The 16,936-nt window shown below is 66.0% G+C and carries 20 protein-coding genes; 5 read left to right on the plus strand and 15 right to left on the minus strand.

The genetic code is table 11. The features are described 5' to 3' along the window. Window positions 1-75 precede the first annotated feature (75 nt). Window positions 76-1,497, plus strand: a complete 1,422-nt coding sequence (locus tag C480_RS00180) for an NUDIX domain-containing protein (protein WP_006663609.1) — start codon at window positions 76-78, stop codon at window positions 1,495-1,497. A gap of 206 nt (window positions 1,498-1,703) precedes the next feature. Here the strand turns inward: C480_RS00180 and C480_RS00185 are convergent, their stop codons facing one another. Both C480_RS00185 and C480_RS00190 read right to left on the minus strand, forming a co-directional pair. Next, the gene (locus tag C480_RS00185; RefSeq protein WP_006663610.1) at window positions 1,704-2,147 is read right to left on the minus strand and encodes a hypothetical protein; all 444 of its coding nucleotides are present in this window, start codon (window positions 2,145-2,147) and stop codon (window positions 1,704-1,706) included. 283 nt (window positions 2,148-2,430) lie between these two features. Further along, a complete protein-coding gene (locus C480_RS00190; RefSeq protein ID WP_006663611.1) occupies window positions 2,431-2,718 on the minus strand; it encodes a hypothetical protein in 288 nt (95 codons plus the stop codon). Between the two features lie 538 nt (window positions 2,719-3,256). Here C480_RS00190 and ddh point away from each other — a divergent pair. After that, on the plus strand, window positions 3,257-4,285 hold the full coding sequence (gene ddh, locus C480_RS00195; RefSeq protein WP_006663612.1) for a D-2-hydroxyacid dehydrogenase: 1,029 nt from the start codon (window positions 3,257-3,259) through the stop codon (window positions 4,283-4,285). 235 nt (window positions 4,286-4,520) lie between these two features. Here ddh and engB read toward each other — a convergent pair whose 3' ends face one another. Next, window positions 4,521-5,138 (minus strand): GTP-binding protein EngB, encoded by a 618-nt coding sequence (gene engB / locus C480_RS00200; protein WP_006663613.1) that lies wholly within the window; start codon window positions 5,136-5,138, stop codon window positions 4,521-4,523. Window positions 5,139-5,310: 172 nt separating this feature from the next. Between engB and C480_RS00205 the strand changes: the two genes are divergently transcribed. Beyond that, window positions 5,311-6,603, plus strand: coding sequence for a TIGR00341 family protein (locus tag C480_RS00205; RefSeq protein ID WP_006663614.1), 1,293 nt, complete (start codon window positions 5,311-5,313; stop codon window positions 6,601-6,603). A 21-nt stretch (window positions 6,604-6,624) separates the two neighbouring features. Here the strand turns inward: C480_RS00205 and C480_RS00210 are convergent, their stop codons facing one another. After that, window positions 6,625-7,011, minus strand: a complete 387-nt coding sequence (locus C480_RS00210; RefSeq protein ID WP_006663615.1) for a hypothetical protein — start codon at window positions 7,009-7,011, stop codon at window positions 6,625-6,627. 105 nt (window positions 7,012-7,116) lie between these two features. Continuing rightward, window positions 7,117-8,112: an NOG1 family protein gene (locus C480_RS00215; protein ID WP_006663616.1), complete on the minus strand. Its 996-nt coding sequence runs from the start codon at window positions 8,110-8,112 to the stop codon at window positions 7,117-7,119. 85 nt (window positions 8,113-8,197) lie between these two features. Between C480_RS00215 and C480_RS00220 the strand changes: the two genes are divergently transcribed. Continuing rightward, the gene (locus C480_RS00220) at window positions 8,198-8,608 is read left to right on the plus strand and encodes a DUF5518 domain-containing protein (protein WP_049902969.1); all 411 of its coding nucleotides are present in this window, start codon (window positions 8,198-8,200) and stop codon (window positions 8,606-8,608) included. 21 nt (window positions 8,609-8,629) lie between these two features. On the opposite strand, the gene C480_RS00225 is transcribed toward C480_RS00220, so the two are convergent. The 5 genes from C480_RS00225 to C480_RS00245 form a co-directional block, all read right to left on the minus strand. Beyond that, window positions 8,630-8,977, minus strand: coding sequence for a four-helix bundle copper-binding protein (locus C480_RS00225; RefSeq protein ID WP_006663618.1), 348 nt, complete (start codon window positions 8,975-8,977; stop codon window positions 8,630-8,632). A 91-nt stretch (window positions 8,978-9,068) separates the two neighbouring features. Continuing rightward, window positions 9,069-9,353: a phosphoribosyl-ATP diphosphatase gene (hisE, locus tag C480_RS00230; RefSeq protein ID WP_006107601.1), complete on the minus strand. Its 285-nt coding sequence runs from the start codon at window positions 9,351-9,353 to the stop codon at window positions 9,069-9,071. Further along, window positions 9,354-9,821: a bifunctional nuclease family protein gene (locus C480_RS00235; protein ID WP_006663619.1), complete on the minus strand. Its 468-nt coding sequence runs from the start codon at window positions 9,819-9,821 to the stop codon at window positions 9,354-9,356. It abuts the gene before it with no gap. A 171-nt stretch (window positions 9,822-9,992) separates the two neighbouring features. Beyond that, the gene (pdxT, locus tag C480_RS00240) at window positions 9,993-10,619 is read right to left on the minus strand and encodes a pyridoxal 5'-phosphate synthase glutaminase subunit PdxT (protein ID WP_006663620.1); all 627 of its coding nucleotides are present in this window, start codon (window positions 10,617-10,619) and stop codon (window positions 9,993-9,995) included. Window positions 10,620-10,725: 106 nt separating this feature from the next. Further along, window positions 10,726-10,887 carry a preprotein translocase subunit Sec61beta gene (locus tag C480_RS00245; RefSeq protein ID WP_006107604.1) on the minus strand — a complete coding sequence of 54 codons (162 nt, stop codon included), beginning with the start codon at window positions 10,885-10,887 and terminating at the stop codon, window positions 10,726-10,728. Between the two features lie 230 nt (window positions 10,888-11,117). Here C480_RS00245 and C480_RS00250 point away from each other — a divergent pair, with 230 nt between their 5' ends. After that, the gene (locus C480_RS00250) at window positions 11,118-11,387 is read left to right on the plus strand and encodes a thioredoxin family protein (protein WP_006107605.1); all 270 of its coding nucleotides are present in this window, start codon (window positions 11,118-11,120) and stop codon (window positions 11,385-11,387) included. 200 nt (window positions 11,388-11,587) lie between these two features. On the opposite strand, the gene npdG is transcribed toward C480_RS00250, so the two are convergent. The 5 genes from npdG to C480_RS00275 all read right to left on the minus strand — a co-directional run bounded on the left by npdG (window position 11,588) and on the right by C480_RS00275 (window position 16,894). Then, window positions 11,588-12,259 (minus strand): NADPH-dependent F420 reductase, encoded by a 672-nt coding sequence (npdG, locus tag C480_RS00255; protein WP_006663621.1) that lies wholly within the window; start codon window positions 12,257-12,259, stop codon window positions 11,588-11,590. Between the two features lie 142 nt (window positions 12,260-12,401). Further along, a complete protein-coding gene (locus tag C480_RS00260; RefSeq protein WP_006663622.1) occupies window positions 12,402-13,847 on the minus strand; it encodes a hypothetical protein in 1,446 nt (481 codons plus the stop codon). 112 nt (window positions 13,848-13,959) lie between these two features. Next, window positions 13,960-14,250, minus strand: a complete 291-nt coding sequence (locus tag C480_RS00265; RefSeq protein WP_006663623.1) for a hypothetical protein — start codon at window positions 14,248-14,250, stop codon at window positions 13,960-13,962. Between the two features lie 17 nt (window positions 14,251-14,267). Then, entirely contained in the window at window positions 14,268-15,890 is a 1,623-nt protein-coding gene (locus C480_RS00270; RefSeq protein ID WP_006663624.1) for an FAD-dependent oxidoreductase, read from the minus strand. A gap of 77 nt (window positions 15,891-15,967) precedes the next feature. Then, window positions 15,968-16,894: a TIGR01548 family HAD-type hydrolase gene (locus C480_RS00275; protein ID WP_006663625.1), complete on the minus strand. Its 927-nt coding sequence runs from the start codon at window positions 16,892-16,894 to the stop codon at window positions 15,968-15,970. Window positions 16,895-16,936: the final 42 nt, after the last annotated feature.

Consider the following 16,936-nt stretch of genomic DNA (forward strand, 5'->3'; position numbering starts at 1 on the left):
CACGTCATCCGCGCAGCGGTTGCATTCCCACCCCGCTCGGACCCCGATCCCGAAAGCGATTCCCCCGTTGCCGCCATGGAATCGGATATGAACGACGCTTCGGATGCGACCGACGACACCGACCCGGCCACGGAGCCGACCCAGGCCGATGTCGTCACCGCCTTCCTCCGCAACCGCGGCGAGATCCTCTGCTTGCGTCGCAGCGACGCCGTCGGCACCTATTCGGGCCAGTGGGGCGGCGTCTCCGGCTTCGCCGAGGGCGATCCCGACAGCCAGGTTCGCACCGAAATCCGCGAGGAAACCGGCCTCGGCGACGACGATTGTGAACTCGTCCGCACCGGTCGCCCGGTGACGGTCACCGATCCGGATCTCGACCGCGAGTGGACCGTCCACCCGTATCTCTTCGACGTGGACCACCGCGAGATCGACCCGAGCGAGGAACACGACGAGTTCAGGTGGCTCTCGCCGACGGCGATCGTCGATCCGGCCGACGACCGTGAGACGGTGCCGGCGCTGTGGACGGCCTACGAGCGCGTGGCCCCGACGGTCCGATCGATCGCGGCGGACGACGAGCACGGCGCTGCGGCCCTTTCGATCCGCGCGCTCGAAGTTCTGCGGGATCGGGCGGGGTTGCTGGTCGCCGAGCGGGACGACGGCGGGGACGAGAGCGACGCCGCGGACGGAGACGAGGCGGGGGCCGTCCGCACTGAAGACGAGTGGGACGAACTCGCGGCGCTGGCTGGCCGGCTGCTCAAGGCCCGGCCGTCGATGGCCGTCCTCCGAAATCGGGTCAACAGAGCGATGGCGGACGCAAGTGGAACCGTCGATACCGACGACGCGGCTGCGGTCGCCGGCGCACCCGCCGTCCTCGCCGCCGCCGTCGCCGGTATCGACCGCGCGACGGCCGCCGACGAGGAGGCCGCGGCGGCCGCGAGCGAGTTCACCGAGGGCACCGTGATGACCCTCTCGCGGTCGGGAACCGTCCTCGATGCGCTGCGGAACGGGTCGCCGTCGCGGGTGTTCGTCGCCGAATCCCGGCCCGCGCGGGAGGGGATCGACGCGGCCGAACGCCTGGCTGCCGAACTGGATTGTCCGATTGCGGTCCACACCGACGCCGCGGTCGCCCACGTGCTCGCGACCGAGCCCGTCGATCGGGTGCTGGTCGGTGCCGACACGATTCGCCCCGACGGGGCCGCGGTGAACAAGACCGGCACCCGAACGCTCGCCGTCGCCGCCGCTCGGGCGGACGTGCCCGTCACGGTCGTCGCTGCCGCTGATAAGGTCTCGACTCGCGAAGACGTGAACCTGGAATCCGGCTCCCGGAACGCCGTCTACGACGGCGACTGCGACCTCGACGTTCTGAATCCGACGTTCGACGTGACGCCCGCCGAGTTCGTCGCCGCGTTCGCCACGGAGCGGGGCGTACTCGACCCCGGCGACATCGAGGCGGTCGCCGACGAGTTCACTGAACTCGCGGACTGGCGCGAGCACGGTTAGTCGCTGTCGGGCTGAGGTGGTTGCCGCGTCCTGACCGCTCTCGGAACTGCGTTCGGACGGTGCACTGCAGCGACCTGCGGACTTCGAAGCGGGACGTACTACCGGGGCGTCGCTGACGCAACACGCTTCTGGCGAGGGGAGTGGACGGTCACGGCGCAGTTTCGAGAGTGCGTTGTCTTCCGCCTTGACTCTCGCTGCGAACCGGGTTACGCCCGTGGTCCGTTGACGACTCGGAAGACGATCCCGAGTCCGGAGCAGACGATACCGACCTGAACGAACAAGAGCCCCACACTGGTTATCCACGCGAAGCCGGTGACGAGCATCCCCGATAGTCGCCCGACCAGTATCGGACCGGCGAGCAGGACGACGGACAGACTTCCGGCGACGGCCCCCGTTGTGAGGAGCCGTCGCGACTGTTCGGCCGGGTTCCACAGGGACGTGACGAGGACCAGCAGTCCCGCTTCTCCGAGCGTGAGGACGCCGATGAGCGCGAATACGATCACGAAGATGCCGGTGAGCCCGGCCGCGAATCCATCGCCGCCGGGCGGAGTGTCGGGTATCGATGTAAACAGCAGTGCCGCAGTTGCGAAACTGACCCCGCCGAGCAGCGCGGTGACGACAGCAACTGTCCCGTGACGAGAAATATTCATCGAACGGACACTAGTTCTCGTCTGGGGTATATAAGAACTCGTTACTCTCGTGACGGTTCTTCGAACGAGTTCTTCACCCGAGTTTCGGGAGACGAGTGCTCACCGTGTCGTTTCGGGGTACGAGTAGATCTCCGAGGAACGCGTTTACGGGCCGAGTTGGGCGGTGGGAGCGGTGTTGTGGTTCCGATGGCGATGGTGGTTGTGGTGGTCGTCTCGCGTCCCACCGTCAACTCGGCTGGCCGCCGCGATCCGAGTTCAGTTTGGATGAACTCGTCTCGCGGTCTTACTTCGAGTCGGGTTCGGATCTCGTCTCGACAACGGGAGCGACGCGACAGCCACAGGGACCGGCGACGGCTTCGCCCGGCCCGATCATGGTCCGCCGGACGATGGGCGTGTTACAGCGCGGACAGCGCGGGAATGTATCACCGTCATCACTCGCGGCGGTCTCCGCGTCTGCTTTCGGATTCGCCTTCGAATCAGCCTTCGATTCAGTCTTCGGACCAGCCTTCGAACCAGTCGAGTCGCCCGATCGATCCGGCGCGAACTCGTCCGCTGTGAACTCGTCGGTCATACCGCGTCCACCATCCTGTACTCGGTGGGAGCAAATCGGACGCCGGCGGCTCTTTGTGCGGTCCAACGCGTCAATCGTGCGGGATGTTTATATCCCGTGAGAATGTACGCAAACATGGCTGCAAGCATACCGCTTGGAAGCCACGTCTCGGGTGTCCTAGACCCGGGACATTTTACGTCCGTTTAGCGGCTTCCGTTCTAATTGTTAACTGGTAGGAACTTATATCTACCGCTCATCACGGGGAAGGAGAGTTTGATCTGACAGAGTGCAGTCGATTTCCTCGATTGGGGAGTCGAATTGAACGCGGTTATGAAAACGTTCCAACTGCTCCCTTCGAGCGAGTGCAGGCGAGACTGCCACACGGGACCGACAGACGGAAAGTCATTCGCCGAGTACCGCCTCTCGGCGGCCGTGACGAAGTGTTACCCCCACCGAGCCCCTTGTGACGAGGGTTTTTCCCGAGCCGCCTTTCGGAATACCAGTCGAGAGCGCCGGCACCGTGCAAAGCTTGAACGTCGACTCGTTCGTACCACCGCGTATGCCAACTCGCGAATCGGACCCGGACCCGGACCCGAACTCGAACTCGAACTCGAACTCGAGCGCGAACGCCGACACGAACGCCGACGCCGCCCCCAGCATCGACCTCGACCACCTCGGCGTTCACACCTCGGTCAGCGCCGTCTTTCCGCCCGCTGAACTCGCGACCGAACTCGCCGACCTCCCCACTTCCGCGACCGTCGACGTCATCGGCGACGACCAAATCGCCGACTGTAACGCCGTCGTCACCCTCGACCACCGCGAGGCGTTCCTCGACCTCGACTGGGTGCACTCGATCCAGGCCGGCGTCGACCGCTTTCCCTTCGACGAGTTCAGGGCGAACGACGTCGTCCTCACCAACAGCACCGGCATCCACGGTCGGTCCATCGGCGAGACCGTCGCGGGCTATCTTCTCTCGTTCGCGCGCCGCCTGCACGCCTACGTCGCCGCTCAGCAGGACCGGCGCTGGGAGCAACCCGAGTGGGACGAGGCGGTTACGCTCTCCGGCAAGACGGCGTGCGTCCTCGGCACCGGCACGCTCGGCAGCGGCGTCGCCGATGTCCTCGGCGCGCTCGACGTGCGCGTGACCGGCGTTCGACGGTCCGCCGACCCTGTTCCCGGCTTCGAGGAAGTTTACGCGACCGAGGACCGCCGCGACGCCATCGCCGACGCCGAGTTCGTCATCGTCACGCTCCCGTTGACCGACGACACCCACCACCTGGTCGACGCCGACGCGTTCGACGCCATGCGCGAGGACGCGTATCTCGTCAACGTCGGCCGCGGCCCCGTCGTCGACGAGGACGCGCTGATCGACGCGCTCGGATCCAACTCGATCGCCGGCGCGGCGCTCGACGTTTTCGAAACCGAACCACTCCCCGAGAACTCGCCGCTGTGGGGGATGGACGAGGTGATCGTCACGCCCCACTGCGGAGCCTTCACGGTGGATTACTTCCGCGACGTCGCTGAACTCGTCTTCGAGAACGTCGAGCGACTCGCGGACGACGAGCCGTTTGTCAACCGGGTCGTCTAACGGAACTTGTTACTTGTCCGCCGAACGAACGAGTGCGCGAATCGAACGGCGTGAGAAACCTCCGATCCGGGGAAAGAGCGGCTGTTCACTCGTCTTAACCGCGAGTGAGCGAAGCGAACGAGCGGGCCGACGACTGCTGTGGAGAGCGCCGTGCGCTCGGAACGGCGGGAGGAGTGCTTTTCATCAAAGTTTTGCCGAGGGTGCGCTTTTGGCGCACCCGCAGCGCAAAAGTTTGTTAGAAAAACTTGAACAGGTCGTCCCGCTTCTGGTCGTGTAAGTGCTCGCGGACGGCCTCGTTCAGCGAGCTAATTTGGCCCTTCTTTGCGGTAATCGGCGCGATGGTCTCTTGCCACTGTTTCCAGGGTGGCAACAGCCCGAGGCGATCGCAGAGTTCGTCCAGTCGCTCGTCGCGGTCGTCGACTTTGTCCATCTTGTTGACGGCGACGACGGTCGGAATCCCGAGGTCGCGCAGGAAGTGGAACATTTCGACGTCGTAGGGGATTTCGTCGGGGCCGGAGTGGCGATCGATGATGTCGATGACGCTCTTGCCGTCGACGACCAGAATTGCGACGAGGATGTCATCCGCGTGCGATTCGAGGTACTGGACGATGTCCGTCTTGATCTGCTCGCGGTGCTCCTCGTCGACGCCACTCATGAAGCCGAAGCCGGGAAGATCGCTGATGACGAAGTCTTCCGCGGCCCAGTCGTAGTGGTTGGGGCTGCGGGTCACGCCGGGGTTACCGCCGGTATCGAAGCTGTGACCGGTCAACTCGCGCATGAGCGTCGACTTGCCCACGTTCGAGCGACCGACCAGGGCGACTTCGGCCTCGCGGTCGGGACGCGTATCGAACATACCCACCCGTAGACCGCTCGCGGCTTTATAAGCACCGTGACGGCTCGGCTGTTCCAGTCCCGTCGATCCACCGTCCTGACTCGGTCCCTGCAACCTGAACTCGGCTGCAGGAGCGAGAAGTTCGTGTACGCGATCCCTGAAGTTATGCCTGCAGACATACTCAGGATCGCACGTGCGCCTCGTCCAGTTGACGGTTCCGACAGGAGAGCGACAGACGATCCTCGAGACGCTCGACGAACGGGAGATCGATTACGTCGTCACCGACGAGAACAGCGGCCGGGAGTACACCGCCGTCGTCTACTTTCCGCTTCCCACGCCGGCGGTCGAACCCGTTCTCGACGACCTCCAGAAGGCCGGCATCGACGAGGACGCCTACACCGTCGTCGTCGACGCTGAAACGGTCATCTCGCGCCGGTTCGAGGCGCTTCGCGACGAGTACGAACAGGGCGACGTCGAATCCGACCGTATCTCCCGACAGGAACTCCTGGCGGAAGCCGACTCGCTGACCCCGACCTTCGGCGTCTACGCGACGATGACGATCGTCAGCGCCATCGTCGCGACCGCCGGTCTCCTGCTCGATTCGTCCGCCGTCGTCGTCGGCTCCATGGTCATCGCACCGTTGATCGGCCCCGCACTCGGCGCGAGCGTCGGCTCCGTGATCGACGACGAAGAACTGTTCACCGAGAGCGTCCTCTACCAACTCGTCGGTATCGTCCTCGCCATCGCCGCCGCGGCCGTCTTCGCCTGGCTCGTCCGGACGACGAACGTCGTTCCACCCGGGCTCGATATCGGCTCCGTCGACGAAATTTCCGAGCGGCTGACGCCGGATCTCCTCTCTCTCGCGGTCGCCCTCGGTGCCGGCGTCGCCGGCATCGTCAGCATCGCTACCGGCATCTCCGTGGCACTCGTCGGCGTGATGATCGCGGCCGCGCTCATTCCGCCCGCCGCCGCCGCCGGCGTCGCCATCGCCTGGGGCCAACCGTCCGCTGCCATCGGCTCGACGGCGCTCGTCCTCGTCAACGTCCTCTCCGTGAACCTCGCCGGCCTCCTGACGCTCTGGTACGTCGGCTATCGCCCCGAAAGCCTGTTTTCGCTGACCGAAACCGAACAACGAGTTCGCAAACGCGTCGTCGCGCTCGGCGTCATCGTCCTCGTCTTCGCCGTCTTCCTCGGCGGGATCACCTACTCGTCGTACACGCTGGCCACGTTCGAGGAGAACGCCCAGACCGAAGCTGAACTCGTCCTCGAGGAGCCAGCGTTCGAGGAGTACCAACTCCTCGGCGTGAACGTCATCGCCGACGACGAGTACCCGTTCGTCGGCCCCGAACGCGTCATCATTCGGATCGGCGGCCCGCCGGGCGACTCGGAACCCGGCATCGCCGACACGCTGGCCGAGCGGATAAACCGCCACACCTCCGAACAGGTCGGCGTCGAAATCCGCTATATCGGGCTGGTCGAACGGTGATCGTCGCGGGGACCTCTCCGCTCACCGACCGAACAACCGTTCGAGCCGACCGCCCTCTCCCGACTCGGTCGTTTGCTCGTGGCCGCCTGCCCGGTTGTCCGAACTCGATCCGTCGTGTCCGGTGCTGTCAGCGTCTCTATCACCGTCGCCGACACCGCCGCTCTCACCACCGCCGCCACCGAGCCAGCGCCGTCGCTCGAACCGCCGCCGAATCCACGCCCGCGGACCGCCGATTCTGTTGATAACGTACGTCGGAAAGTAAAGCGTCAACACCCCGAGAACGAGAAAGATTCCGCCGACGACGACCCGATCGGTACGGATGAACTCGAAGCCGACGACGAACATCGGGCCGGCCATCGAGAACCCGGCCGCGAGTTGGAGCATGTCGAACAGTCCTGGTCCTTTCATGTGTTCCCGGTTCGATCGATTCGGTACTCGACACTCGGCCGCGTTACTCGGCGTTCGCTCCGCCCGCGGTAGCCGACACTCTCCAGTGGCTGGCGCGGCCGACGTTCATTGCTCCTCTTCGAACGGTAACGTCGGTTCGTAGTCGACCGCCTCGACGGCGGCCTCGAGGACGGTCTCGACGTTCTCGCCGGTTTCGACGCTCATCGTGTAATCCGCGTTCATCGCGTCGGTCCGGCTGTCGTCCCAGACGTCGGCTCGGTCCGTCTTGTTCGCGATCGTCAATACGGGGACGGTCTCGAACTGGGCGGCGATCGAATCCCGGAGTTCGAGTTGCGAGTCGAGCGGGTAGCCGCATTCGGCGCTCGGATCGAGCATGACGAGCATGCAGTCGGCGAGGTGTTCGATGGCGCTGACGGCCTGGGATTCGATCTCGTTTCGCTCCGCCGGCGGTCGATCGAGCAGGCCCGGCGTATCGACGATCTGGTAGCGGATGTGGTCGCGTTCGAAGTGGCCGAGGCCGATCCCCTTCGTCGTGAACGGGTAGGAGGCGGTCTCGCCGCGGGCGCTCGTGACGTCGTTGACGAACGAGGACTTGCCGACGTTGGGATAGCCGGCGACGACGATCGTCGGTTCGTCCGGATTGATTTCGGGCAGATCCCGCAGGTCGTTTCGTGCCTCGTTGATCCGCAGCAGGTGGTCGTCGACCTGTTCGACGATGTCTGCGAGCCGTGCGAAGGCTTGTTTGCGGTGCTTGCGAGCCGTGTCGACGTCCGTTTTTCGCAGCCGCGGCTGGTACTCCTCGTGAATCTCGCGGGCCTTCCGGCTGGCCCACATCACTTCCGAGAGACTCTGGCGGAGCGCGTCCACGTCCACGATGGCGTCGGCGAGTTCGTAGTAGAACGGGTGGGCGTCGTACTCGAAGTCGGGCCAGGCCGTGACGACGTTTTCGAGGTTATCGGAGATGATGTTCGCCGCGGTCTGGAGCATGGACTGCTGGGCTTCGAGGCCGCCTTTGGCCTTGCCGGCCCGTGCTGCCCGCGAAAACGCCTTGTCGATCAACTCTTCCGACGTGGGCGTCGTCGGAAGATCTTCGAAAATCATGCTCACAGGTAGGACGCGCGGTCTTAAAAGGTCGTTCGTTACGCGGCGAGGGCTTATGCGCACACGGCGCGAACGGACGGCTACGATGACAGACTGGCGTGCCGTTATTATCGGCTTTCTCGTCGCAACGGTCCTCAGCATCGTCGGGCTCGCGATCCCCGGCATCGGCCAGTTCGTTGCGGGGCTGGTCGGCGGCTTCGTCGCGGGCTATCTCGCGGGCGGCGGCCTCGGACGCGGGTTCTGGCACGGGCTGTTAGCGGGTGCGTTCGGCGGGATCGTCGTCGGCGTCCTCCTCGCCCTCCTCGTCGCCCTGACGGGATGGGCTGCCGGGCCCATCGGCGGCCTCCTCTCGGGCGTCGCCGGCATCGGTATTCTCCTCGCCGCGCTGCTCGTCTCGTTCATCCTGGCGCTCGAGAGCGCGCTCGCCGGCGCGGTCGGCGGGCTGTTCAATCCCCGATCTCAATCGTCCGGGCGCGCTCGTGGTCGTCGCCGCTAAGTTAGCCGCCCGATCGCCCGCCTACGCCGACGCCATCTCCCGACAGCTCTCGGCGCACTTCGGCAGAATTTCTGCACACGCCTGGCAGTGCTCGTTATCGTGTTGCTCGCACTCTTCGGCACACTCCTCGCAGAGTTCAGCGCAGATTTCCCCGAGTTCAGCGTGGTAGCCCGAGTTCCGCGCCATCCAGCGGGCGTGAAGCGACGCGATGTCGGCGACGTCTCGACAGAGCCTGATACACCGAGCCATCTCCTCGCCCTCGTCGGCGCAGGCGTCGGCACACCACTCACAGACCTGCGCGGCGTCGAGACAGTTGTCGATACACTCCTGCATCTGCTCGTCTGCGTGCTCGAGTTTGTCGAGTGCCATCACCTGAACTCGTCATCGTCGAATGGCATGAACGTGTGACGGGCGACTGCAAGCGTCTCCGCAACAGTGCCACAGTCACCACCGACTCCCGCTAGCGCCGCGCCTCGAGTTCAGTTTCCAGTTCGTCGAGGGACATGTCCTTCATCGAGAGGAGAACGAGCAGGTGGTAGACGATGTCGGCGGCTTCGGCGGCGATTTCGTCCTCCTGGTCGTCTTTCGCGGCGAGAACGAGTTCGGTCGCTTCTTCGCCGAGTTTCTCGAGGACGGCGTTTTCGCCCTTTTCGTGGGTAAAAAGCGAGGCAGTATAGGAGTCGTCGGGTAGGGTTTCCTTGCGATCCTCGATGACGGCGAACAGTTCGTCGAGTGTATCCTCCATTTATAGATCACCGGAGACGTTGCGGATGTCTTCGAGTTGGTCGAACTTCTCACTGTCGTCACGGCTGTCCTCGAAGACGGCGTCGCTGACTTCGATCGAGGCGTTGGTCCGGGCGGCGAGCGCGAGGGAGTCGCTCGGCCGGGCGTCGATGACGGTTTCGCCTCGCGGCGTCTCGACGTACAGATCCGCGAGATAGGTGCCGCCCTGGCCGTCGTCGCGGTCTTCGATTTCGGTGACGACGACGCGGTCGATCCGACTCCCGAGTTCTTCGACCACGTCGAGCAAGAGATCGTGCGTCAGCGGTCGGCCGATGTCCTCGGCTTCGAGACCGCGGGCGATACTGGTCGCCTCGGTGAATCCGATGAAGATGGGGACGACGTCGTCCTCACCGTCGATATCGAGGACGACGACTGGGACCGGGCCCTGTGGCGTCCCAGCGACACGGACTGCGTCGATAGCTGCCTGCATATCCCTCTCGTTGGGTCTCCGGGAGGAAAAACATGTCCGGTTGCGAATGCATACAGCGTCCCGCCGCTCACCCGGCGGGGCGACCGCCGCGCGTGCCGCCCGACAGTGTATCCGGGCGAGACGACAGCGGCGCTGCACTCCTCGCGGTCCGTCCGAGCCGATTTCCCGCCGTTACTCGGCGGTTGCGGACGGGAGAACGGCGTCGTCGTTCTCGAAGAACGCCAGGCCGTGAATCCGGCTGTCCCTCGTCAACTCCGGATGGAAGGCTGTGCCCACGACCGGCCCGTCTCGAACCGCAACCGGTCGGCCGTCCCACGTCGCCAGCACGTCGACCGCCGCTGAACTCGCATCGTCGATCGCGGGTGCACGGATGAATACTGCCGGGAACGGCGCGTCGTCCGCGAGCCCCTGCACGTCGAGCGGGGCCTCGAAACTGTCCGCCTGGCGGCCGAAGGCGTTTCGCTCGACGGTTACGTCGATCAGCCCGAGTTCGTCGACGCGGTCGTCACCGGCGTCGGTTGCGGCGACGATCAGTCCGGCGCAGGTGGCAAACAGGGGTTTGCCCGCGGCGACGTGAGCTTCGACTTCGGCGGCGATACCCTCGTCGTGGAGCAGTCTGGAGATGGTCGTCGACTCGCCGCCGGGCAGTGCGAGCACGTCGCAGTCGGGGACGGCTCCAGCGGTACGGATCTCCTCGACATCGATCGTTCTGTCGTGAGCCGCGGCCGCACGTTCGATCGCGGCTGCGTGTTCTGCAACGTCGCCCTGAACGGCGACGACGCCGGCGCGCAGTGTCATAGCTGGGCCTACGAACACCGGGCTCAAAAAGGACGCGACGCGCCGATTCGGCCGCTGGCCGAGGGTGTCGCGAGAGAAACGGCAGCGCTTCCGAGACTTACGGGACTTACGAGACGAGCGTCAGAAGCTGGATGAGGACGCCGATCATGACGCCCGTCGCGATAACCGTCTTCGGGTCGATGAGAATTGCGTTCGAGTCCTCGGAGTCGAAGTAGCGGACGAGTCCGGCACTGGACATCAGCCCGCCGGTGTTCTGTCCTTTATCCATACTCGCCTGTACGGGTTCCCGGAACTAAACCTTTCGACTCTCGGAGTGGCCCGGCCGACGGTCAGTTCACCGGTTCGTTCTGTGCCGCACGGTCATCGCGCACCGCTGTCCTGCAACCTGACAGCAATGCCGCCCGGTGGCAAAGTCACCCGCCGCAGTACGGAGAGCCGGCAAGCGACTACGACTGGGAAACCCTTATGCGCCGCGCGCGGCAACTAGCGCTGAACCGTATGACTGTCACGCTCAAGGACTTCTACGCGGACTGGTGTGGTCCCTGCAAGACACAGGACCCCATCCTCGAAGAACTCGAAGACGACTGGGACGGCCGGTTCGATGTCGAGAAGGTAAACGTAGACGAACAGCAAGACGTTGCCAACGAATACCAGGTACGATCGCTGCCGACGCTCATCATCGAGAACGACGACGGTATCGTCGAGCGTTTCGTCGGTGTCACCCAGCGCGGGGATCTCGAGGACGCCCTCGAATCTGCGGGCGCGTAAGCGCAGTTTCTGCAGTTCTTCGGTTTCGCTCCGGTAGCAGCGGCTCTATCGCGCTCCGTATTTCTTCCTGCAACCACTTCGACACGAGTGAAACGCGCCACGGACTACTGTGGGTGTCTCGTACGGACCGCTGTCAGTCGATTCCGGCCCAGTCGCGACTCGTCCTGCGAGTGCGCTGGAAATCGGTACAGGAGACCGTATCAGACCCACTTGACGCCAACGTCGTGCAGTTCGTCGTTGTGTTTCGCGATGTTGATGACCAGCGGCGTCACGCTTTCGACCTCCGCGGCGTTCGCGAGCGGCCCCGCATCGAGTGCGCGCAGCCCGTCAATCTCGTTCGCGAGCGCCCGAACGGTCTCCTTTGCGCTGTCGTCGTCCCCGACGAGGAGCGTATCGAGGTCAAATTCCGCGGAGAGATCCGCGAGCTTGCCGGCGGCGAGGTTGTGGAACGCGCCGACGACGGGGACCCCGTCGGATGCGCGCTGGGCGACGAGTTCAGTGACGCTGCCGGCACCCGGCGGGTGGTAGTGCATGCCGTCTTCGTCGCCTTTCATGCCGACGGCGGGGGTGACGAGGACGGTGTCGGCATCGAGGACGCCGTCGATGGCGTCGACGGTATCACCGGCGTAGTAGGGTGGGACGCTGAGGATGGCAACGTCGGCGCGATCCGCGGCCATCTCGTTGCCGAAGCCGTTGATGTCGGGATCGTCGACGGCGTGTGAGTCGAGTTCGGCTTTGTAGTCGTCGACGGCATCGCGGGCCTTTTCGGGGTCGCGGGAGCCGACGAGGAGTTCGTGGTCCGTATCGCGAGCGAAGCGGAGCGTGAGACCTTCGCCGATGTCGCCGGTTCCGCCGAGGAGTGCGATTCGCATGCGTCTCACTCGTGGGGGCACTCGAATAAAGGGTCGGGGGGCGGTGTATCTCGCCGGAAGCGGTTCGCTACTCGACTCGTCGTCCGGTGGTCGTCGAGGGCCCGTCCGTCCGGTTTCGGTACGGCGGTCCATCCGCGCGCTCTCAGGCGAGCACGCGAACCGTCGCCTCGACGGCATCGGCGTCGCTGACGACGCGGACGGGGAACTGCTCGTTCCGAGCGGTCGGATAGGTTTCGTAGCCGAGCTGCAACTGCCGGCGCTCGCCGCCCGAGAGCGTTACCGACCGACTCTCGACGACCGTCGGATCGTGGCCGACGACGAGTTCAACGGTCGTCGTTCGCGTTTCGGAGCCGCCGTTCCGGACGGTTGCGGTGACGGCGAGGAACTCGCCCGCGTCGACCGGCGAGTTCGTTTCCTGGATCGAGACGGCAATGTCGCCGTTTTCGCCGTCTCCGTTGCCGTCGACGTCGTTGCCCCCGCTTCGCGCGTCGAGTTCCCAGCGAGAGTCGAGTGCGGTGACGGTACCGTCGGTACAGATCACCCACGGGAGGACGGTGCAGGTGTGACAGCCCGACGAAAGCGAGATCGTCGCGGTGTCGCGTGCCCCCTCGAGTTCGGTCACGTCGAGGATGACGTCGGACTGGGTGAGCCACCAGACGACGCTGTCGAGGCTCCCGTCCGGATCGGTGGCGACGAGTTCGAACTCGGTCGGCGTCGTCCGAGAGATCGACACGACCTGCTCGCGCGGTCGCACACCCTCGACGGTCGGCGACGTAGCCCCGTCGTCGGTTACCTCCACGCGCCAGCGGGCCGCGTACGTCTCCCGACTCGGCTCCGCGATCGGTGCCGTGCCCGGCAGTACGGCCGCCGTCACGTCGTGCGTTCCGCTCGATTCGAACTCGTGCCACCGGTAGTGCGCCCCGCGTTCGGCGTAGTAGGTCGACACCCAGGGCCCGCCGACGCCGCCGCCGACCCGTTCCCCGTCGACCCACCAGACGGTCCGCTGTGCGGACCCCGGATCGACGGCTTCGGCCTCGAACAGCACCGCCGTCCCCGGCTGCACCGCGAGTTCACTGTCCGGCCGCGCGGCTGGCACCGACGAGGCGGCGGTGACGCCGACGCGGCGGGCCGACGACTGCCCGCCCGCCGCGACCTGAATCTCGAACTCGTCGTTTCGGGGCACGGGATAGGTGTAGAACCCCTGCCGGATCGTTCTGGTCCGGCCGGCTTCGATGGTCAGCCCGCGGCGCGAGACGCGCGTTTCGTCGTCGCCGACGAGCAGCGAGGCCTCGGTCCGAATCGCGTCCGTCCCGGTGTTTTCGAGCGCGGTCGTCACCCGCAGGTACTCGCCGGCGGGCAGCGGCGCGTTCGTTTCGGTGATCGAGACGCGGAGTGCGTCCTGCGTTTGTGCCTGCGCCTGCTCCCGCGCTCGGGGTCGTGGTTGTGGTCGTCCCCGCCCTCCCCGCTCACCAGTTCCCACCGATACGCTCGACCCCGCCCCGTCGCCCCGCCGCGTGCCCGCGAGCGTCGGTGCGAGTACGACGCCCGGAGCCGTCCGCAACAGTCTGCGTCGCGTCGGTCCAGTCATCGACTGAACTCGCGGCGATCGGGGGAAAAACCGCGGTGATCGTTGCGGTCTCAACGTCGTGTTAGCGATCTCAGTGGCGGACTATCGTCCCGAGTCCGAACGTACCGGCGTCCTACGGGGCCTCGTCCTCGTCCGGATTCATCGCGGCACCGAGGCCGCTGTCGTAGGCGTCCCGGTTCTCGACTTCCCGGAGCCGCTGTTCGATGCGGGTTACAAGTTCAGTGCGCCGGTCCTCGTCGGTATCGGGGTCGTTGCCGAGGGCCTGCAGGTCCTCGCGAGCCGTCCGGAGGACGGCGATCGCCTCCTCGTCCTCGAGTTCGGTTGCGCGGTCGAGTTGCCGCGCGATGTCGTCGAGCGTGGTGTCGGTCATCGTGGTCGGTCGTTTGACGGCCAGGATGTTCATACCCGGCCTCGGTGGGCTCATTCCCGTTCGAGTTCGTCGGCTGCGTTCGACAGCCCCTCGGTCGCCGGCCCCTCCAGCAGGTCCCCGTCCGGGGCGAACCGCGAGCCGTGGCAGGGGCAATCCCAGCTACATTCGCCGTCGTTCCACTCGACGAGACAGTACATGTGCGTACAGACGGCCGAGGTCGCGTGAAGTTCGCCGTCGGCGTCTCGCGCGCAGGCGACGGGCGTCCCTTCGCGGCGGATCACCGTTCCCTCGCCGGGATCGAGTTCGAGCGATCCGGACGCGAGCATCGTCCGGAGCCAGTCGGTCGCGAGTTCGCTCATCGCGTCGACGTTCTCGGTGACGGCCTTCCCGGCCGAGGGCTTCGGCGTGAACCGCAGCGGATCGAACAGCTTCCGCTCCGGCGGCTTCTGCCCGTCGATGAGGGCGGCGAGCAGCCGGCCGGCGGCGACGCCGTTGGTCATGCCCCAGCCGCGAAATCCGGTCGCGACGAAGACGTTCGGCGTGCCGGCACCGGCGCGACCGACGAACGGCACCCGATCGACCGGCTTGTAGTCCTGGTTCGACCAGCGGTACGCCACGGATTCGACGGGAAACCGCTCGCGGGCCCACTCGAGGAGTCGCCGGTAGCGGTCGACGGTCGAGCCGCCCTGGCCGGTCTTGTGGTTCTCTCCGCCGACCAGCAGGAGTTCCTCCTCGTCGCCGCGATAGGTCCGCACCGAGCGGTAGTTGTCGCCGGTCCGGTAGTACATCCCGTCCGGCGGGTCCCTGTCGAGTCGAAGCGCGAGCACGTAGGACCGTTTCGGGTGCATCCGCGCGAAGTACCCCGCGCGGTCGAGGATCGGAAATCCGGTTGCGAGGACAACCTGCTCGGCAGTCACCGACGCCGCTTCGGTCCGGACCCGACACGGCGTCCCCGGTTCGACGGCCGTGACGCGGGTCCGTTCGAAGACCCTGGCTCCGTCATCTTCGCGGAGCACGTCCGCGATCCCGAGCAGATATCGGCGCGGGTGAAACCACGCCTGCTCGTCGAACCGCACCGCGGCCTGCGCTCGCTCGAACGGCGGCACCGACGTGACGAGCGTCGCCGGGAGCCCCGCATCTTGTGCGGCGTCGGCCTCGCGTTCGAGTTTGTCCCGACTGTCTCCGTACAGGTACGACGATTGGCGCTCGAACCCGCAGTCGATCCCGAACTCGTCGATCCGTCGCTCGACCGCGTCGATCGCGTCCTCCTGCACCGTCGCGTACTGCTTTGCCGCCCGCCGGCTGAACTCGCGGCGCAGGTGGTCGTAGATCGCCCCGTGCTGGCTCGTCAGCTTCGCCGTCGATTTACCCGTGATCCCTGCCGAGACGCGGTCTCGTTCGAGCACGGCGACCGTCTTCCCCCGCTCGCGCAGTTCGAGCGCCGTCGAAAGGCCGGCGATTCCCGCACCGACGACCGCCACGTCGACCGTTCGGTCGGCCGTGAGCGGACGCTCGCCACCGCCGCGCTCCGAGTCGCGGTCCGGTTTCGCTTCGGGCGGCTCCGCGAGCCAGAGCGCGGTCGGTTCGCCGGGCAGGTTGGGATCGCAGGAAAATCGGTCGGGATCGGAGTCGGAATCGGGGTTGGGGTCGGGGTCGTGGTCAGAACCGGTCATAGGACTGGCGCGGGCTACACCGACGACGGCTAAAAAACGGGCGTGCGAACGTGCTGGCTCGCTCGCGCAGCCGGCGGTTACGCCTCGAGTAGCGCCGGCAGGTCGTTCACCGATTCGAGGACGGCCGACGCGTTCTCCGCTTCGTACTTCCGTCGCCCGTCCTCGCCGGTGAGACCGCCCGTCAGGACGCCGACGCCGTGGTACTCCCGATCGGCGTCCGCCTCGTTCGCGTTCGTCGCCGTTCTGATATCGTCGAGCGTATCGCCGGCGAAGACCACGCGTTCGGCGTCGAACCGGTCTGCCAGCGTCGTCAGCGCCCGCGGGTGCGGCTTGCCCTCCTTCCAGTCGTCCATCGTAAACCGGTGCTCAACGGAAACTTCGTCCGCCAGCCCGACCCGATCGAGCGCGAGTTCAGCTTCGGCTTTCGGTCGCCCGGTCAGCACGCCGACCGCGCCGTCGTACGCGTCGACGAGCCGGTCGCGGGTTTCCGCCGACAGCAGTACCGGCTCGTCGTGGATGAATCCGGACTCGTCGACGAGTTCGGCGTCCGGTTCGCCACCCTCGAGTGCGCGGTAGAGTTCGGTGCCGAGATACAGTTGCTGGAAGACGTCGCGAAGCCGCTCGCGATCCCAGCGGTTCGTCACGCGCTGGGTTGCGCGCGCGCCGAGGCCGTCGCGGACGACGGTTTCGGCCGCTTCGAGGCCGCCGCCCTCGGCGGCGATGGCGTCGGTGAACTCGTCGATCGACGCGTCGTAGCCCTCGCTCGTCGCGAGAATATAGAGCGCCGCGGCGTGTGTGAGTTCCCAGTCGTTGTTGAACCCGCCGGCGTCTTTGAACTGCTGGATGTCGTCCTTGCGGATCGTCCGGTCGTAGACGACCTCGACGGACTCGACGATCGCGCGCCGGTAGGAGTCGGCCACGTCGACGAGCACGCCGTCGATGTCGAGGACGACGGCGTCTGCGGCGAGGGTGGCCGTGTCGGTCGCGGTTGCGTGCTCGGTCATACGCGCTCGAACGGGCCGGCGGGAATAAAGGCGGTCGGATTC

This window comes from Natrialba aegyptia DSM 13077 (assembly GCF_000337535.1).
GTDB classification, from domain to species: domain Archaea; phylum Halobacteriota; class Halobacteria; order Halobacteriales; family Natrialbaceae; genus Natrialba; species Natrialba aegyptia.

What these genes read in the sequence shown, in the direction of transcription:
- engB (WP_006663613.1), bottom strand. Translation starts at nt 5,138, where the DNA reads ATGTTCGATACGCGTCCCGACCGCGAGGCCGAAGTCGCCCTGGTCGGT.
- C480_RS00235 (WP_006663619.1), bottom strand. Translation starts at nt 9,821, where the DNA reads ATGCAGGCAGCTATCGACGCAGTCCGTGTCGCTGGGACGCCACAGGGC.
- C480_RS00245 (WP_006107604.1), bottom strand. Translation starts at nt 10,887, where the DNA reads ATGGATAAAGGACAGAACACCGGCGGGCTGATGTCCAGTGCCGGACTC.
- C480_RS00210 (WP_006663615.1), bottom strand. Translation starts at nt 7,011, where the DNA reads ATGAAAGGACCAGGACTGTTCGACATGCTCCAACTCGCGGCCGGGTTC.
- C480_RS00270 (WP_006663624.1), bottom strand. Translation starts at nt 15,890, where the DNA reads ATGACCGGTTCTGACCACGACCCCGACCCCAACCCCGATTCCGACTCC.
- C480_RS00275 (WP_006663625.1), bottom strand. Translation starts at nt 16,894, where the DNA reads ATGACCGAGCACGCAACCGCGACCGACACGGCCACCCTCGCCGCAGAC.
- C480_RS00225 (WP_006663618.1), bottom strand. Translation starts at nt 8,977, where the DNA reads ATGGCACTCGACAAACTCGAGCACGCAGACGAGCAGATGCAGGAGTGT.
- C480_RS00185 (WP_006663610.1), bottom strand. Translation starts at nt 2,147, where the DNA reads ATGAATATTTCTCGTCACGGGACAGTTGCTGTCGTCACCGCGCTGCTC.
- C480_RS00260 (WP_006663622.1), bottom strand. Translation starts at nt 13,847, where the DNA reads ATGACTGGACCGACGCGACGCAGACTGTTGCGGACGGCTCCGGGCGTC.
- C480_RS00250 (WP_006107605.1), top strand. Translation starts at nt 11,118, where the DNA reads ATGACTGTCACGCTCAAGGACTTCTACGCGGACTGGTGTGGTCCCTGC.
- ddh (WP_006663612.1), top strand. Translation starts at nt 3,257, where the DNA reads ATGCCAACTCGCGAATCGGACCCGGACCCGGACCCGAACTCGAACTCG.
- C480_RS00220 (WP_049902969.1), top strand. Translation starts at nt 8,198, where the DNA reads ATGACAGACTGGCGTGCCGTTATTATCGGCTTTCTCGTCGCAACGGTC.
- C480_RS00265 (WP_006663623.1), bottom strand. Translation starts at nt 14,250, where the DNA reads ATGAACATCCTGGCCGTCAAACGACCGACCACGATGACCGACACCACG.
- npdG (WP_006663621.1), bottom strand. Translation starts at nt 12,259, where the DNA reads ATGCGAATCGCACTCCTCGGCGGAACCGGCGACATCGGCGAAGGTCTC.
- hisE (WP_006107601.1), bottom strand. Translation starts at nt 9,353, where the DNA reads ATGGAGGATACACTCGACGAACTGTTCGCCGTCATCGAGGATCGCAAG.
- pdxT (WP_006663620.1), bottom strand. Translation starts at nt 10,619, where the DNA reads ATGACACTGCGCGCCGGCGTCGTCGCCGTTCAGGGCGACGTTGCAGAA.
- C480_RS00180 (WP_006663609.1), top strand. Translation starts at nt 76, where the DNA reads ATGGAATCGGATATGAACGACGCTTCGGATGCGACCGACGACACCGAC.
- C480_RS00190 (WP_006663611.1), bottom strand. Translation starts at nt 2,718, where the DNA reads ATGACCGACGAGTTCACAGCGGACGAGTTCGCGCCGGATCGATCGGGC.
- C480_RS00215 (WP_006663616.1), bottom strand. Translation starts at nt 8,112, where the DNA reads ATGATTTTCGAAGATCTTCCGACGACGCCCACGTCGGAAGAGTTGATC.